This is a genomic window from Leifsonia psychrotolerans, from assembly GCF_013410665.1.
Taxonomy (GTDB): Bacteria; Actinomycetota; Actinomycetes; order Actinomycetales; family Microbacteriaceae; genus Cryobacterium; species Cryobacterium psychrotolerans_A.
On record NZ_JACCFM010000001.1, the window covers coordinates 181,367 to 196,978 of the forward strand.

Annotated in this window: 15 protein-coding genes; 8 read left to right on the plus strand and 7 right to left on the minus strand. The window is 65.2% G+C overall.

All coding sequences use genetic code 11. The features are described 5' to 3' along the window. Positions 1–3: 3 nt before the first annotated feature. The 5 genes from HNR05_RS00880 to HNR05_RS00900 all read right to left on the minus strand — a co-directional run bounded on the left by HNR05_RS00880 (position 4) and on the right by HNR05_RS00900 (position 4,316). Positions 4–945 carry an ROK family protein gene (locus HNR05_RS00880; protein ID WP_179577300.1) on the minus strand — a complete coding sequence of 314 codons (942 nt, stop codon included), beginning with the start codon at positions 943–945 and terminating at the stop codon, positions 4–6. After that, positions 938–1,822: an amino acid ABC transporter permease gene (locus tag HNR05_RS00885; protein ID WP_179577301.1), complete on the minus strand. Its 885-nt coding sequence runs from the start codon at positions 1,820–1,822 to the stop codon at positions 938–940. Before HNR05_RS00885 ends, HNR05_RS00880 begins: the two co-directional genes overlap by 8 nt. Continuing rightward, entirely contained in the window at positions 1,819–2,466 is a 648-nt protein-coding gene (locus HNR05_RS00890) for an amino acid ABC transporter permease (protein ID WP_179577302.1), read from the minus strand. Before HNR05_RS00890 ends, HNR05_RS00885 begins: the two co-directional genes overlap by 4 nt. Positions 2,467–2,496: 30 nt before the next feature. Further along, positions 2,497–3,453, minus strand: a complete 957-nt coding sequence (locus HNR05_RS00895) for a glutamate ABC transporter substrate-binding protein (RefSeq protein WP_179577303.1) — start codon at positions 3,451–3,453, stop codon at positions 2,497–2,499. A 74-nt stretch (positions 3,454–3,527) separates the two neighbouring features. Continuing rightward, entirely contained in the window at positions 3,528–4,316 is a 789-nt protein-coding gene (locus HNR05_RS00900; RefSeq protein WP_281369776.1) for an amino acid ABC transporter ATP-binding protein, read from the minus strand. A 153-nt stretch (positions 4,317–4,469) separates the two neighbouring features. On the opposite strand from HNR05_RS00900, the gene HNR05_RS00905 reads away from it, so the two are divergent. The 6 genes from HNR05_RS00905 to HNR05_RS00930 all read left to right on the plus strand — a co-directional run bounded on the left by HNR05_RS00905 (position 4,470) and on the right by HNR05_RS00930 (position 10,004). Continuing rightward, entirely contained in the window at positions 4,470–5,657 is a 1,188-nt protein-coding gene (locus tag HNR05_RS00905) for an ROK family transcriptional regulator (RefSeq protein WP_179577304.1), read from the plus strand. After that, positions 5,654–6,421 carry an SDR family NAD(P)-dependent oxidoreductase gene (locus tag HNR05_RS00910; RefSeq protein WP_179577305.1) on the plus strand — a complete coding sequence of 256 codons (768 nt, stop codon included), beginning with the start codon at positions 5,654–5,656 and terminating at the stop codon, positions 6,419–6,421. The genes HNR05_RS00905 and HNR05_RS00910 overlap by 4 nt, the downstream gene beginning before the upstream one ends. A gap of 94 nt (positions 6,422–6,515) precedes the next feature. Next, positions 6,516–7,367, plus strand: a complete 852-nt coding sequence (locus HNR05_RS00915; protein ID WP_218868776.1) for an amidohydrolase family protein — start codon at positions 6,516–6,518, stop codon at positions 7,365–7,367. Positions 7,368–7,586: 219 nt separating this feature from the next. Next, complete coding sequence (locus HNR05_RS00920; RefSeq protein ID WP_179577307.1) at positions 7,587–7,763, plus strand: hypothetical protein; 177 nt, start codon at positions 7,587–7,589, stop codon at positions 7,761–7,763. Next, the gene (locus HNR05_RS00925) at positions 7,760–7,936 is read left to right on the plus strand and encodes a hypothetical protein (RefSeq protein WP_179577308.1); all 177 of its coding nucleotides are present in this window, start codon (positions 7,760–7,762) and stop codon (positions 7,934–7,936) included. Before HNR05_RS00920 ends, HNR05_RS00925 begins: the two co-directional genes overlap by 4 nt. Positions 7,937–8,294: 358 nt before the next feature. Next, positions 8,295–10,004: an HNH endonuclease signature motif containing protein gene (locus HNR05_RS00930; protein ID WP_179577309.1), complete on the plus strand. Its 1,710-nt coding sequence runs from the start codon at positions 8,295–8,297 to the stop codon at positions 10,002–10,004. A 233-nt stretch (positions 10,005–10,237) separates the two neighbouring features. Here the strand turns inward: HNR05_RS00930 and HNR05_RS00935 are convergent, their stop codons facing one another. Continuing rightward, positions 10,238–10,924, minus strand: coding sequence for a DedA family protein (locus tag HNR05_RS00935; RefSeq protein ID WP_218868777.1), 687 nt, complete (start codon positions 10,922–10,924; stop codon positions 10,238–10,240). Between the two features lie 181 nt (positions 10,925–11,105). Between HNR05_RS00935 and HNR05_RS00940 the strand changes: the two genes are divergently transcribed. Beyond that, entirely contained in the window at positions 11,106–11,468 is a 363-nt protein-coding gene (locus HNR05_RS00940; protein WP_179577310.1) for a TM2 domain-containing protein, read from the plus strand. Between the two features lie 67 nt (positions 11,469–11,535). On the opposite strand, the gene HNR05_RS00945 is transcribed toward HNR05_RS00940, so the two are convergent. Then, positions 11,536–11,820, minus strand: coding sequence for a GNAT family N-acetyltransferase (locus tag HNR05_RS00945; RefSeq protein WP_179577311.1), 285 nt, complete (start codon positions 11,818–11,820; stop codon positions 11,536–11,538). Positions 11,821–12,015: 195 nt separating this feature from the next. On the opposite strand from HNR05_RS00945, the gene HNR05_RS00950 reads away from it, so the two are divergent. After that, entirely contained in the window at positions 12,016–15,531 is a 3,516-nt protein-coding gene (locus HNR05_RS00950) for a TM0106 family RecB-like putative nuclease (RefSeq protein ID WP_179577312.1), read from the plus strand. Positions 15,532–15,612: the final 81 nt, after the last annotated feature.

Genomic DNA, 15,612 nt, shown 5'->3' on the forward strand with positions numbered 1-15,612 from the left:
TCGCTAGTGGGCGACGGCCCATTCGGCCAGGCGCGCCTCATGTCCGGCGACCTGCATGGCCAGAACGGATGCGCCGATGCGGCCCGCCTCGCTGCCGAGCTGTGATTGCACCACGCGCGGAGCATCCCGCCAGGCCAATCCGTTGGCGAGGCCGACCCGCAAGGGGTCGAGCAACGCCGCACCGGCCTGCGAGAAGCCGCCGCCGAGCACGATGATGTCGGGGTCGAGCAGCAACGTCATGATGGTCAGGCCTTGGGCGAGCACGCGCACGGCATCACCCCAGACCTCGTCGGCGATCGGGTCGACACCGAGCTGGGCGACGATCTGCCGCGTCGAGAGCGCCTCACCGCCGGCAGCAACGTAGCGCCTTGCGACGCCGCCACCGGATGCGTAGACCTCGAGGCAGCCATTTTGCCCGCAGACACAGGGCTCCCCGCCTGCGATAACGGGGATGTGGCCGAACTCTCCGGTGGCGCCGAGGGCGCCGGTGATAGTGCGCCCCGACGAGACGAGGGCCGCCGCTACGCCGGTCCCGATCGGAATGTGCACGTAGTTCTCAGAGCCACGAGCGGCTCCGAGCAGCTTCTCGGCAAGCCCGGCCGCACGCACATCGTGCCCGACGGCGATGGGGAAGGGAAGCAGGCTGCGCAACTGAGCGAGAAGTGGCACATCGCGCCAGTTCAGGTTCGACGCGAACAGCACGGTGCCGGTCTCTTCGTCGACCATGCCGGGTGTGACCACACCGGCCGATTCGACGCTGAGGCCGCGCGTAGCGGCTTCCGCGGCGAGGTGTTCGAGCAGGTCGACCAGAGCGCGGACGATGTCGGTCGCGGGGGTCGGGCGAGTCGCGGTGACGACGGTCTCGCCGCCCACGGTGACGACGGCGCCCTTCATCGTGGTGCCGCCCACATCGACGGCGAGCACCACGGCATCCGAACTATTCATGGGTGTCCTGGGTGGAGTGACCGATCGGCAGCGGCAAGGCTGTCGCCAGCGGTGCGACCGGCCGACGACGGCGACCGGGCTTCTGCAGCCGGGTGGCCAGGGCAGACAGGCTGCCGTTGAAGACCAAGTAGATCAGCGTGACGACGAGGAATGTCTGAATGAGCAGGTGGTTGAACGCCGAGAGCACCTGGCCGCGATAGAGCAACTCGGTGTAGGCCACGATGTAGCCGAGCGAGGTGTCCTTGATCAGGCTGACCAGCTGGCTCACGAGCGACGGCGTCACGTTGCGCAGAGCCTGCGGCAACACGACGTAGCGCATGGACTGGTTCTTGCGCAGGCCGAGGCTGAGTGCGGCTTCCGCTTGGCCGCGGGGCAGGCTCAGGATGCCGGCGCGCACGATCTCGGCGAAGACGGCGGCGTTGGCAATGGTCAGCGGAATGACCAACTGCCAGAGCGTCGGAAAGTTGATGCCGAGCTGGGGGAGACCGAAGAGCATCAGGTAGATCAGCAGCAGCACCGGAACGGTACGGGCGACCTCGATGTAACCGGACGACAACCAGCGGATGGGACGCACGGGGCTCAGGCGGCCGAGTGCCAGCACGATGCCGAAGACCGAACCGAAGAGGGCGACGAGGGCGGCGGCGGCGAGTGTGCCGCCGAGGCCGACGAACAGGTACTGCCAGATGGACCAGGAGGCGAACGGCGTCCACTTGTCGGCATCGAGCTGGCCGTGTGAACCGAACTGCCAGAGGCCGGCGGCGAGGAGGCCGAGCAGCACGAGCACACTGAGGACGGAACCGATCCGGATGGCGCGGCGGCCGCGGGGGCCGGGCTCTTCGTAGAGAAAGCTTGCAGCGCTGTGACGTGACTGAGTCATCGGACGATCGCCACCTTTCGTTCGATCCAGCCGGCACTGACACCGATCACCAGGGCGATCGCCATATAGACGAGTCCGGCCGCGGTGAAGATCTCGATGGGCTGTGCGTAGACGAGGTTGATCTTGTTCACCTGGCTGGTCAGCTCGACCACGCCGACGACGGCCGCCAGGGCGGTGTTCATGGCGAGGGCGATCATCACGTTGCCGAGGGGCTGAACGACGGCGCGCAGAGACTGTGGAATGACGATGTAGCGGAATGATTGCGCGAGCGAGAGCCCGAGCGCACGTCCTGCTTCGACCTGGCCGACGCCGACGGTGTTGATACCACTGCGCACGGCCTCCGCCACATATGCCGCTTCATAGAAGGTCAGCACGATGATGGCGGTGGGCACGAGCGGCAGTATCAAGCCGGCGTCGGGCAGGGCGAAGACGGCGAGAATAAGCAGCGCCAAAAGCGGCACGTTGATGAAGAACTGCACGTAGCAGAAGGCGGCCCCCCGCAAGATCGGGATGGGGCTTACCCGTGCCACCGTGATCAGAACCCCAAGAATGAGGGAACCGATACCGGCCACGACGGCCATCATGAGCGTCGTGCCGAGCGCCTGAAGCAGGAGCCCGATATTTTCAGGAGACAGAATATTCATCAGATGCCGTTCGTGGCGCTGCCTTACTCGTTAGGAACCGGGAACTGAGCCGATTGCGGGAGGGGTGGGGATCTCGGAGTCGACAACTGTGCCGAGCGAGCCCTTCCACGCCTGGCCCCACTGGCCCTTTTCCTGGATGGTGGTGAGCCACGTGTTGATGAAGTTCTTGAAGTCGGTGTCACCGTGCTTCAGACCGATGCCGTACGGCTCGCTCGTGAACGGCTGACCGACGACCTTGATCTTGTCGTTGGCTGCTGCATCGCTGGCGAGCAGGGTGTAGTCCTGCACGTACGCGTCGCCGCGACCCTGGATCAGAGCCTGAACGGCCTGGGGGTCGGTGGCGAACGACACCAGAGTGGCGGTCGGCTGCTTCTCGGGAACGGCGGTCACGGCCGGGGTGTTTGCCCCGACGATCACGGTCTTGCCCGCGAGGTCATCGATGCCCTTGATGTCCTTGTTGTCAGCCTTGACGGCGACGGCCAGGCCTGAGCTGAAGTACGGGCCAGCGAAGTCGATCTGGGTGGCGCGCTCTTCGGTGATCGTGTAGGTGTTGAACACGACGTCGACGGTGCCGTTGGCGAGAAGCGCTTCACGCGTTTCGGATGCCGGCGGGCGAATCTCGACGTTGGGCTCGCCAAGAATGTAGATCGCGAGCAGCTTCGCCAGGTCGGCATCGAAGCCGGTGACGCTGTCGGGGTTCGACGGGTCCTGCTGCGAGAGCAGGGGAGCGTCAAGCGCTTCGCCGACGATGAGCTTGCCACGAGCCTTGATCTTGGCCATGGTCGAGTCGGGAATGATCAGCGATGCCGCGGCGACCGGAGCATCCTTGAACAAGGCCGACTGGTTCGACGTCGGCGCGTCGGAACCGGCTGCTGCGCCGGGAACCGCGTCTCCGCCGCCGGAGCAGGCGGTGAGGGTAAGCGCGACCGCAGCGAGAATCGCTCCGGCTACGGGGAGCTTCTTGCGCCATGGTGATGTGACTGACATATGCTTCCTATCCTTTTTCTTGGTGGGGTAAACCGTCGCGGACCGCGGTCGAATCTGGTGTGGTGCCGACCCCGTCAGTGGGGCAGCACGGAAGCCAGGAACGAACGCGCACGATCGGTCTGAGGGTTGTCAAAGAAGTCTGCGGGGGTGTTCTGTTCGACGATCTGTCCGCCGTCCATGAAGACGACACGATCGGCGGCACGACGGGCGAAGCCCATCTCGTGGGTGACGACGATCATCGTCATGCCCTCGGTGGCGAGCGAAACCATGACGTCAAGCACCTCGCTGACCATCTCGGGGTCGAGCGCCGAGGTGGGCTCATCGAAGAGCATGACCTTGGGGGCCATGGCGAGGGCGCGGGCGATTGCGGCGCGCTGCTGCTGGCCACCCGACAGCTCGGCGGGGTACTGGTGGGCCTTGGCGCCGATGCCGACGCGCTCCAGCAGTGCCATGCCCTCAGCCTCGGCCACCGACTTCTTCATCTTGCGTACCTTCATCGGCGCCAACGTCACGTTGTCGAGCACCGTGCGGTGGGCGAAGAGGTTGAACGACTGGAAGACCATTCCGACGTCGGCGCGGAGTTCGGCCAGCGCGACTCCCTCTTTCGGAAGTGAGACGCCGTCAACCTTGATGTCACCCGAGTCGATGGTCTCGAGGCGGTTGATCGCGCGGCAGAGGGTGGACTTGCCCGAGCCGGACGGCCCGACAACCACGACGACCTCACGCGGGGCGACGTCGAGGCTGATGTCCTTGAGAACGTGATTCTCACCGAAGTGCTTGTTGATTGCATTCAGGCTGACCATCGGAGGGCGCGCTGTTGTCGCTTCGGCGGAGCCTGATGTGTGCCCGGTGTTCGCAGCCATAAAAAATCCTCGTATCGTCGGCGATCCAGTAGTCAGGCAATAGTACGTACTCTTTCGACTATGTGCAATCTTGGAATTACTTTCTCCAATAATCACAGGAACTTAGTAAAGTAAAGTCAGACAACTGCTTCTTCTTGGATTGGCTCACTGACGATGACTCCAGCGTTCGCACCCGTGCTCAGCCACGACTCGTCCCCGGGCGGAATTCTCAATCTGGTGCGGTCCGGCTCCGCGGCGTCCCGCGCCGATATCGCGCGCTCGACCGGGCTCTCCCCGTCGACCGTGACGGCGCGGGTTGAATCGCTGATTCAGAGCGGATATCTCCGCGAGGGTGGGCAGGGAAACTCGCGCGGAGGGCGCCGCCCCCGTCACCTCGAGGTGAATCCGACGAGCGGCGCGGTGCTCGGCGTCGACCTCGGCGCGCACCACGCCTCTTTCGCACTGTTTGATCTCTCCGGCGCCATCCTGGCCGAACGTCACCTGCCGATGGATATCGCCGACGGCCCCCAGCGCATTCTTCAGTGGATTGCCGACCAGGCGACGTCGATGGTCGCCGAGAGTGCGGCCGAGGGGCAGGAGCTGCGCGCGATCGGGTTGGGTCTGCCCGGCCCGGTCGAGTCACGCGGTCGCACCCTCGTCTCGCCGTCGCGGATGCCGGGCTGGAACGGTGTTGACGCCGCGGCCCTGCTCAGCTCGCTCAGTGGTGTGCCGGCCCTCGTGGGCAACGATGCGAATCTCATGGCGATCGGCGAATATGTGAGTCTGTCGGAGCCCGTCGACCAACTTGTCTTCGTGAAGGCGGGCTCCAGTATCGGTTGCGGTGTGATTGCCGCGGGTTCCCTGCATAACGGGCATCGGGGCATTGCCGGTGACATCAGCCACGTCTCGGTTCCGAACGCTCCGCATACCCTGTGTTCGTGCGGGCGTTGGGGCTGCCTCGACGCGGTTGCGGGAGGCGCGGCGATCGTGACTAGCCTGCGCGCCGCGGGGGTGGACGTGTCGAACACCGCCGAGGTGATTGCGTTGGCCGAGAACGGGCATCCGCTCGCCACGCAGACGCTGCGCGAGGCGGGAACCCGCACGGGTGGGGTGCTCGCGACGATCGTGAACTTTTTCAACCCGCAACGCCTGGTGCTCGGTGGTGCGCTCAGCGAGGCCGAAGCTTTCGTGGCGGGTCTGCGCTCGGCGATCTACACCGAATGCATGCCCATGGCGACGGACTATCTCGAGATCGTGGTGAGCGAGACGAAGGCGCGCGGCGGTGTGATCGGAGCTGCCTGGATGATGCTCGACCACCTCTTTGACGCGGCGGCCATCAACGACACGCTGGCCACGGCATGAGCGCGCTGTCCGCGTTTTCATTGGCCGGCAAGGTCGCCCTCGTGACCGGAGCCAGTCGCGGGCTCGGGCGAGCCATGGCTCAGGCGCTCGGAGAGGCGGGAGCGGCCGTAGCCGTGACCTCCCGGTCGATCGAGTCGGCGCGGGCTGTCGCCGATGAACTGCAGGCGCAGGGGATTCGAGCCGTCGGCGTGCGGCTGGAGGTGACCGATGTCGACGACGTGGAGCGCGCGATCGAAGAGATCACTGCGGCGCTCGGACCGATCGACGTGCTCGTGAACAATGCGGGCATCGGAGTGAGCGGCACGGCCTTGGAGTTGCCTGACGAGAAGTGGCGCGAGGTGATGAGTACCAACGTTGACGGCGTCTGGTTCGTCAGCCGCGCGGTCGGCCGACGGATGACGGAGCGTGGAGGCGGAACGATCGTCAACGTCGGCTCGATGTCGGCAGACATCGTGAATCGACCGCGCTGGCAGGCGCCCTACCTGGCGTCGAAGGCGGCCGTGCATCAGCTGACGAAGGCGTTGGCGGCCGAGTGGGCTCCGTACGGCATCCGTGTCAATGCCCTGGCGCCGGGCTACTTTCTGACGGAGATGTCGCCGGTGGATCAGCCGGAATATCGGGAGTGGTGCGTCGAACCGGCGGCGATGAAGCGCTATGGGATGCCGGCCGAGCTCGGGCCGGTTGTGATCTTTCTGGCCAGCGAGGCATCGAGTTTCATGACGGGCTCGATCGTCACGGTCGATGGCGGATACACGCTGTTCTGATGCGTTCCGGGCCTCCATGTTCTGTGACGCCCCTGGCGCCGCCTTGCCTGCCTTGCCTGCCTCGGACGCCGTCGAGTCTCGGGTGCCGTCGCCGATGAATCGGGCCGACGCGCACATCCATCTCTTCGAGTATGGCTTTTCGGGAACGCGCGAAGCCGGTGCCGAGCTGGCCGACTACGAACAGATCCGCACCCGGTATTCGATCGAGCATGCCCTTGTGATCGGCGTCGAGGGTGAGCCGCGATTCGCGGGCAACAATGACTACATCTTGGCGCTGGCGCGTAGGCATGACTGGATCGCGCCGCTGCTCTTTCTCGACCCGGCGGAGCCGCTTCTGCCCGCGCAGGTCGCGGACGCACTCGAGGCCGGGGCCGCCGGATTCTCGCTTGAGCTGGGGGCCGATGGCGAGGCCGTGAACGCCTTCGATTCTGACGTCTGGCGGGTGCTCGATGAGGCGAATGCGCTGCTGAGCCTCAACGTCACCCCGGCCGGAATCGCGGGAGTGCGTGAGGTTATTCGGGGACGCCGGGGCGGGGCCACGCTCCTCAGTCACCTGGGGCTGCCGGGTCCCGCTGCTGACCCTGCTGCTGATCCTGCTGCGGGCACCTCTCCTGGAGCTGCTGAGGGCCACTCGGATGAGTGGGTGGCTCGTGCGGCAGCCGTGCGTGACCTCGCCGATTGCCCGAGTGTGTTGGTCAAACTGTCCGGACTCTACGCCATCGATCCGGTTTTCCCGCACTCTCGAGCGCAGGACGAGACCCTTCACGTGCTCTCGGAGTTTGGTGCCGAGCGGATGCTGTGGGGTTCCGACTTCGCGCCGGGCCTCGGCGCTCTCGCCGCCGAGCAGCTCTTCGACGTGCCCGACTGGTTTGTGCGGGCGGTGTCGGCGACCGAGCTTGAGCAGGTCATGCGCGGCACGCTGGCTCGGCTGCTTGCCTCCCGTTGATCGTCCTACTCCGCTGACCGTCCCCACCCCGCTGATCGCCCCGTCGTGCACCCCGTCGTGCACCCCGCCGTGCACCCCGCCGTGCACTCCGCCGTTGATCGAGCCCGTCGAGATCCCCCTCCCGACCGTGCACCCGTCCGTTGATCGAGCCCACCCCGCAGATCCAGCCCACGCCGCTGATCGAGCCTGTCGAGATCCCGCGAGCCACCCTCGAGAACCGTGGCCGCGGTCTCGACAAGCTCGACCGACGGTTCAATAACCGGTCCCGCGCCCCTTCCGCAGATCCAGCCCACCCCGCAGATCCAGCCCGCACCGCTGATCGAACCCATTCCGTTGATCGAGCCCATTCCGTTGATCGAGCCCACTCCGTTGATCGAGCTCGTCGAGATCCCGTGAGCCACCCTCGAGTCCGTACCCTTCCGTTGATCGAGCTCGTCGAGATCCCGCGAGCCGCCCTCGAGACGGGGGAGCGTGGTCTCGACAAGCTCGACCCACGGTTCGGCAATCGACCCCTCGCCCCTCCGCAGATCCAGCCCACGCCGTTGATCGAGCTCGTCGAGATCCCGTAAGCCACCCTCGAGACCGTAGACCGTGGTCTCGACAAGCTCGACCCACGGTTCGGCAATCGACCCCTCGCCCCTCCGCAGATCCAGCCCACGCCGTTGATCGAGCTCGTCGAGATCCCGTGAGCCACTCCCGAAACCGAGGAACGAGGTCTCGACAAGCTCGACCCACGGTTCGGCGCTCGAGCCCGCACCCCTTCCGCTGATCGAGCGTGTCGAGATCCTGCGCGCCACCCTCGAGACCCGCGGGCGAGTTTTTGGCCGCCTCAAGTTCTCGATCCCTCCACAGACACAGCTTCGAGAACTTATCCACCTATACTGAGAAAAGCTCGTAATCATGTTCGTTCTTTGGGAGAATAGAGCTATGTCAATCACCCTCCCACCCCCCGTCTCCGCCCCGGAGCCGACGCCCGCCCCGGGTGCGTCGGCACCGACCGCGGCCATGGTGCTGGCGGTGCTCGAGCAGACGCAGGCGCTGTGGGCGGGGCTCGGAACGGTCAGCCCCGACCGGTTCACCGATGACGACCTACTCGGTGTGCTCGGTGCGTTCGAAGGTGTGGGCCGGCTGGTTGATGCGGGACGGGTGGCTGTGGCGGCGACGGTCGAGGAACGCTCCGGCCGGTGGCTGGGCCGGGACTCCCTCGCAGCGAAGCGGGGCTGCACCAGTGGCGTCGACCTGATCACCCGGGTCACCCGCATCTCCGGCCGGGAAGCGAAACGCCGCAGCGCCCTCGGTTTGCGAATGCGGGACACGCAGCACGTCGGAACGATCATCCCCGCCCTGTTCCCCACGGTCGGTGCCGCGGTCGCTTCGGGCTTGCTGGGGGTGGATGCGGCGGAGGTGATCATGTCCGGTCTGGCGGAGATCTCCCCGCGTGTCGCCCCCGATGATCTTGCGGCTGCGGAACGCGCTCTGGTGTCTGCGGCGACGGGCACGATTACGGCCGAGAATGAGGGTGAGCCGGGCGCGGGCTTTGCGTTCTCGGCGGACTCGATGCGGGTGCAGCTGTTGCAGTGGCAGGCGGCGCTGGACCCCGACGGGGTGGCGCCGAACGAGGTCGAGGGTGAGGCGACGAGCACGATCAGTTTCGGCCGCTTCAAAGACGGAATCTATCCGGTGCGGGGTGGTGTGACTCCTGATCTGTACGGAATCATGAACCTCACCTTCGACGCCTTCATCGCCGCCCGCAAAACCCCCGCGTTCCCGACCGCCGCCGAACAAGCCCGCGATGAGGCACGCGACGACCGTTCCGAGCACGACGACCGTTCCGAGCACGACGACCGCGCCGAGCACGACGACCGCTCCGAGCAGGATTCTCACGACGGTCCCGACGGACACGACTTGGACGACGAGCGCGACCGCGAGCACGACGACCGTGACCACGAACGCGATGACCACGACCACGACCATGACGACCACGGTCAGGGTTCAGCCTCGGCCGAGGCGCCTCTTCCCGGGTCGGCCGGGCACGAGTTCGATGATGTCGACACCCGTACGGCCGGTGAGAAGCGGGCCGATATTCTGCGCGGCATGTTCACCCAGTTGGCTCAGGCCGATAACACTCCCAGCATTGGTGGTGCACCGCCGACGGTGGTGGTGCATGTGAACGTGAACGATATTGAAGCCGGTCGCGGTGTCGGCTGGATCGATGGTGTCGACGCCCCCATTTCGCTTCGCACGGTGGATCAGATGATGTGTGCCGGAGGCACCCAAACGGTTCTGTTCGGTCCGAACGGTGAGGTTCTCACCCTGACCGATCCGCAACGACTGTTCAACCGTGCCCAACGCCGGGCGATCCTCGCCCGCGACGGCGGCTGCGGCGTTCCCGGCTGCGACGCCCCCACACAGTGGCTCGAATTTCATCACGTGATCCCCTGGAGCAAAGGCGGCGTCACTGAGGTCGACAATGGTGTGGCGTTGTGTTGGCGGCATCATCACACCATCGAAACGTCCGGCTGGGAGATCATGATGGTCAACGGCCGCCCCCAGGTCAAAGCCCCGGCCTGGATCGACCCGAGCCGCACCTGGCGCGACGCCAACCGCCACCGCACCGACACCCACCGCCGCGACTGATGCGGCGCGACTGATGCGGCGCGACTGATGCGGCGCGACTGATGCGCCGAGACTGAACCTCCGCGACCGACCCGCCGCGACTCGCCCGACGGGCCTCATCCGCCCACCCCAGTCTCCACGCCCCAGTCTCCACGCCCTACTCGCTGCGCCGAAGTTGCCACACCTCAACCGCCAGAACAGATGAGCAACGACATGCCAGCGGCGGAGTGACTCGTCGTAGCGGGCATCCACAGTCATCCACCTGTGGTGGCGACGATGGCCAAAGCAGGAGGGCGCGCAGCGTCGTCGGGCTCACTCGAAGCGCTGCGCGGTGTCTCTCGGCGCCGGGCGAGGCGGGAGATCACCACGTCAAGCATGAAGCCGACTACCACCGCGAGCACAACGGCCAGCACAGCCCCCAGGGCCGGATTGTGCGTCAACCAAGCCCCGGCCAGTACCCCGATGAGCACCGAGTAAACCGACCAGCACAGCCCGGCGAGGGCAGCCAGCGGCAGAAAACGGCGAAACGAGAACCCGGTTGCGCCGGCCGTCATGTTGACGGCCACCCGGCCCACCGGAATGAAGCGAGCAGTGAGGAGCAGCGTTGCGGCGCGTCGGTCGAGAGCGAACATTGCACGTTCGATGGCAGCGAGTACACGTGGGCGCTGCATCCATCGAAACTGCCGCCCGCCCAGGCCTCGACCGATTGCGTAAGCGACGGCATCCCCAGCGGCTGCACCGGCCGCGACCACGACGATCAGGCCAATGAGATGGGGAGAACCGGATGCCATGGCCAGGGCTCCCAGGGCAACGACAGCAGATTCACTGGGCAACGGAGGAAAGAAGCCGTCAATGAGAACGACGAGAAACGCGACGAGATACACCCAGGGTGAATCGGCCAGCAGGACGATGAGCGCATTGAGCGAGTCGATGAAGGGCATGATTTCAGGCTAGGAAAGGGCCGTCGACGCGTCGTCAGTCGTCAGAACTATGTGCGTGCTGCTACAGCATGAGATATGAACACCGCTACACTGCGAGATGCGCGCCGGGATCGGCTGCGTAGCTGTACATCGGGGGGATGGTCTGCTTCTCCCTGTTCACCTCACAATCGATGGAGAGAGAATGACCAACGTTCAGAATCAGCCGTACACAACTGCAGCGCACCAGAACGAGTCGGAGAAATCCTTTGTAGTCACTTGGCTGCTCGCAATGCTGCTCGGCTCCTTGGGCATCGACCGGTTCTACCTGGGCAAGATCGGCACCGGCATTCTGAAGCTGATCACGCTCGGTGGCTTTGGAATTTGGACGCTGATCGACCTCATTATTGTTCTTGTCGGTGCGACCCGCGACAAGCAGGGCCTGCCGCTTGCCGGCTATGCCGCAAACAAGAAGGTTGCCTGGATCGTCACCCTCGTCGTGTGGGTACTCGGAATCATTGGTGGCGCGTCCAACGCAGCCGCCCAGCTCGCTCTGATCAACGGCTAATCACGCCGAACGACAGATCGTTATCCGAAGCGTCCGCTGCCTCATGCAGCGGGCGCTTCGTGTCGCTCTAACGGGTGAGGAGGCCCCCTCGTTCGGGATGCGAGTCAAACCACTCGCCGACATACCAGCACATCGGTACGATGCGGAATTCGGTCGTCGCCTCGATATCGTTCACTGCGAACTCGACCAGGTCGCCGGCAAAACCCCGTCCCCGAAAGCTGGGCACCGTGAATGTGCGCGGAAGTGAAATTGACTGATTCACAATTGTGTAATCAACAACGCAGGCCAGCGCTCCATCGATGAGTAGTGTGTAGCGGCGGGCATCCGGTTCGTGTGCGAAAACGTGAGCCATACGGCAATGCTAGCCAGCCAGGCTTGACACCGGCAGAGTGTCGGGCGATGACCTCCACCACGCAACATGGCCGGGGCCGGCGGTGCTCGGAGGGGAACCGCCACGAGTGCGAAGCGGTGCGAACGGACCCGGGCGAACAGCTCCGTTGTCGGGGGTCGCCGTTACGCTCGAGGCAAGCGCAACGAGAGGGCGTACATGTTTGTACTCGACGGCAGCATCATCACCAGTGCGAGCGATCTGACTGCCGCTTCAACGTGTGAGTTCGCCTTTCTGCGCCGACTCGACACCAAGCTGGGGCGCCGTGCGGCCTCGATCGAACCCGAGGATGCCATGCTCGAGCGCACCGCCAGGCTGGGGGATGCCCACGAGCTACGCGTGCTCGAGAGTTATCGTCAGAAGTTTGGCCCGAAGCAGTCCGGCGCAGGTGTTGTCGAAATTGCTCGGCCCACGCGCATGGACCGTGAGTCCATCGAGGCTGTGGCCGACGACACCGTGCGGGCGTTCGCCAGCGGTGCTGATCTGGTCTTTCAGGCCACCTTTTTCGACGAGAGCTTCATTGGCTTCGCCGACTTCATCCTGCGGCAGTCCGACGGCAGCTATCTGATTCAAGATACCAAGCTTGCGCGACGGGCCACGGTGACGGCGCTGCTGCAGCTCGCTGCCTATGCCGAGCAGCTGGAGCGCATCGGAGTGAGGCCCGCAGCCACCGCTGAATTGTTGCTCGGCGACGGATCGGTGAGTGTGCACCGGCTTTCCGACATCGCACCGGTTTACCGCGCTCGGCGTGCACGCCTGCTGCAGATGATCGACGAGCGGATCGCCGCCGACGAGCCAGTCTCCTGGGGCGACACGCGGTACAGCGTCTGCGGCCGGTGTGTGAGCTGCGAGGCAGAGGTGCAATCCCACCGCGACCTGCTTCTGGTGGCAGGCATGCGCGTCACCCAGCGAGCGCGGTTCGCAGCCGCGGGAATCCACACGATCGATGAGCTCGCGGCATCCGATTCGGGGGTGTCGGGCCAATCGGTCGAGGGCATCGCCGAGAACACCCTCACGACGTTGCGGAACCAAGCCCAGCTGCAGGTGGGCGCGATTCCCGGTGAGCCGCCGCCCGTACAGGTGTGCAACCCGGCGGCACTCGCCGTGCTGCCCACGCCGAACCCGGGTGACATCTTCTTCGATTTTGAGGGCGACCCGCTGTACACCGAGGGCACGGCCGAGCATTGGGGGCTCGACTACCTCTTCGGTCTTGTCGAGACGGATGGCAGTTTTCGCGCGTTCTGGGCGCACACTTTCGCCGAAGAACGGCAGGCTTTGCGTGACTTTCTCGACTATCTGGCGAAGCGACGTGCCGAGTTTCCCGGAATGCACATTTACCATTACGCGGCCTACGAACGCACGCACCTGCTGAGCATTGCGGCTCGGCACGGGGTCGGTGAGCATGAGATCGACCAGTTACTGCGCAGCAATGCCCTCGTCGATCTCTACCCGCTGGTTCGTAAAGCACTGCGGGTGGGGTCGCGTTCCTATTCGATCAAGAAGCTCGAGCCGCTTTACATGGGTACCGAGCTGCGCACCGGTGAGGTGACCAACGCGGCTGCCTCGATCACCGAATACGCCGATGCGCGGGAGCTGTATCTGGCCGGCGAGACGACCGAGGCTCAGCGCATGCTCGACTCGATTGCCGACTACAACCGTTACGACTGCGTCTCCACGCTGCGACTGCGCGACTGGCTGCGTGAGCAGGCCCGAGCGAGCGGCGTGCCCATCGGGCTCACCGGCGTGGTCGACGAAATGGGGGAGTTGCCCGAATCCCCCCTCCGTGACGCGTTGTTGGCTCGTGCCGGAGATCCGCTTCACCCCGACCGCACGGCAGACCAGACGGCGGCGGCGTTCGCGGCGGCCGCCCTGGACTACCACCAACGCGAACACAAGAGCTTCTGGTGGGGGCATTTTGCCCGGCTCGAGCAGCCGATCGATGAATGGGAAGACACCCGCGACGTACTGCGCATCGACGAGGTCCGTGTCGAGACCGACTGGTTTCGTGAGGGGCGGCAGCGCACCGACCGCCGGCACCTCTGGCTGCGCGGTCGGCTCGCCCCGGGCAGCAGCATCAAACCGGGTGACTCTGCCGGACCCTATCTGCTCTACGAATACCCGGGCCCGTACCCCGATCCGAAGGCCGCGCCCGGCGCGCGCAGTGCGCGCACGGTCACGGTGCTCGAGGTTGCTGATGACGGGGCCATCCTGATCGAAGAGACGCTGCCCAAAGACGTCGACCCCCACAGCCAGCGGCCATCGGCACTCGCGCCGAGCGCACCACCACCGGCCGGGCAGCAGAAGCCGGCAATCGAAGAGTGGGCCGAGGCGATCATCGACGCCCAGCCGGAGTGGCCGGCGGAGCCGATGGTCGACATCCTGCGTCGCGTCGCACCGCGCACTCGATCGGGTGCATTGGCCGCCATTTCGGCTTCTCCCGAGGGTGACGAGCGCATCAAGGCCGTGATCAGTAGCCTGCTCGACCTCGATGCGTCATACCTTGCAGTGCAGGGTCCTCCTGGTACCGGCAAAAGCTACCTGGGAGCCCACGTGATCACGACGCTCGTCCGCGAGCATGGCTGGAAGATCGGAGTTGTTGCACAGTCACACGCCGTGGTCGAGAATCTGCTCGCCGCGGTGGTCAAAGCCGGTCTCGACCGTGACCTGGTGGGAAAGGTCGCCAAGTCAGGCGGATCGAAGGCCGGTTCCGACGATGAGGAGACGGCCGAAATCCCGTATACGGCACTCCTGGCCAACGGGCAGCTACTGTTTGCGCTTGACCACGCCGACACCGGTTTCGTGGTCGGTGGCACTGCCTGGGACTTCAGTAATCCGGCGCGGGTGCCGCGGCACAGCCTCGACCTACTCGTCGTCGATGAGGCCGGCCAATTCTCCCTGGCCTCCACGATTGCGGCCAGCGTCGCTGCAACGAACCTGCTGCTGCTCGGCGACCCGCAGCAACTGCCTCAGGTGAGCCAGGGCACGCATCCCGAGCCGATCGATCAGTCGGCACTGGGCTGGGTGAGTGCCGGTCACGATGTGCTTCCGGCTTCGCTGGGATATTTCCTGGCCGAGAGCCGTCGGATGCACCCGGCGGTGACGGCACCGGTATCTCGCTTGTCGTATGAGGGTGAGCTGCACTCGCATGAGTCTGCATCGACGCGCCACCTCGACGGAGTCACGCCGGGCCTGCATATCGTTCCAGTGCACCACGTCGGAAATGCTGTGGAATCGGTTGAAGAGGCAGCACAGGTGGTATCGCTGGTTGAATCGCTGCTCGGTACGCGCTGGAGCGACCCGACCGACCACCGCCTCGACGATGTGCTCGACGAAGGCGACCTCATCGTCGTCACGCCGTACAACGCGCAGCTGAACACGGTGAAAGACGCACTGGCAACGGCCGGCTTTGTTCGGGTGCGTGTCGGTACCGTCGACAAATTCCAAGGCCAAGAGGCCGCCATCGCGATGGTGACGCTCGCCGCCTCGTCGGCCGATGATGTGCCACGCGGACTCGGCTTCCTCATCATGAAGAACCGGTTGAACGTGGCCATTTCCCGGGCCAAGTGGGCGGCCTACCTGGTCTACTCGCCGGGGTTGGCCGAGAGCCTGCCGGTCACTCCGGCCGGAGTCGCCGAGCTGAGTGCGTTCATTACGCTGGTCGAGTCAGGGGTGTAAAAGTCACAGATTCCTGTAAATCGTCGTGAATTCGAGGGGATCTGACCCCCAACGGTATCTGGGTGTCGCGAAACCCGCGTA

Bases quoted from the DNA above. Each gene is read 5' to 3' on its own strand.
- HNR05_RS00880 (WP_179577300.1), bottom strand. From the start codon at position 945: ATGAATAGTTCGGATGCCGTGGTGCTCGCCGTCGATGTGGGCGGCACC.
- HNR05_RS00885 (WP_179577301.1), bottom strand. From the start codon at position 1,822: ATGACTCAGTCACGTCACAGCGCTGCAAGCTTTCTCTACGAAGAGCCC.
- HNR05_RS00890 (WP_179577302.1), bottom strand. From the start codon at position 2,466: ATGAATATTCTGTCTCCTGAAAATATCGGGCTCCTGCTTCAGGCGCTC.
- HNR05_RS00895 (WP_179577303.1), bottom strand. From the start codon at position 3,453: ATGTCAGTCACATCACCATGGCGCAAGAAGCTCCCCGTAGCCGGAGCG.
- HNR05_RS00900 (WP_281369776.1), bottom strand. From the start codon at position 4,316: ATGGCTGCGAACACCGGGCACACATCAGGCTCCGCCGAAGCGACAACA.
- HNR05_RS00905 (WP_179577304.1), top strand. From the start codon at position 4,470: ATGACTCCAGCGTTCGCACCCGTGCTCAGCCACGACTCGTCCCCGGGC.
- HNR05_RS00910 (WP_179577305.1), top strand. From the start codon at position 5,654: ATGAGCGCGCTGTCCGCGTTTTCATTGGCCGGCAAGGTCGCCCTCGTG.
- HNR05_RS00915 (WP_218868776.1), top strand. From the start codon at position 6,516: ATGAATCGGGCCGACGCGCACATCCATCTCTTCGAGTATGGCTTTTCG.
- HNR05_RS00930 (WP_179577309.1), top strand. From the start codon at position 8,295: ATGTCAATCACCCTCCCACCCCCCGTCTCCGCCCCGGAGCCGACGCCC.
- HNR05_RS00935 (WP_218868777.1), bottom strand. From the start codon at position 10,924: ATGCCCTTCATCGACTCGCTCAATGCGCTCATCGTCCTGCTGGCCGAT.
- HNR05_RS00940 (WP_179577310.1), top strand. From the start codon at position 11,106: ATGACCAACGTTCAGAATCAGCCGTACACAACTGCAGCGCACCAGAAC.
- HNR05_RS00945 (WP_179577311.1), bottom strand. From the start codon at position 11,820: ATGGCTCACGTTTTCGCACACGAACCGGATGCCCGCCGCTACACACTA.
- HNR05_RS00950 (WP_179577312.1), top strand. From the start codon at position 12,016: ATGTTTGTACTCGACGGCAGCATCATCACCAGTGCGAGCGATCTGACT.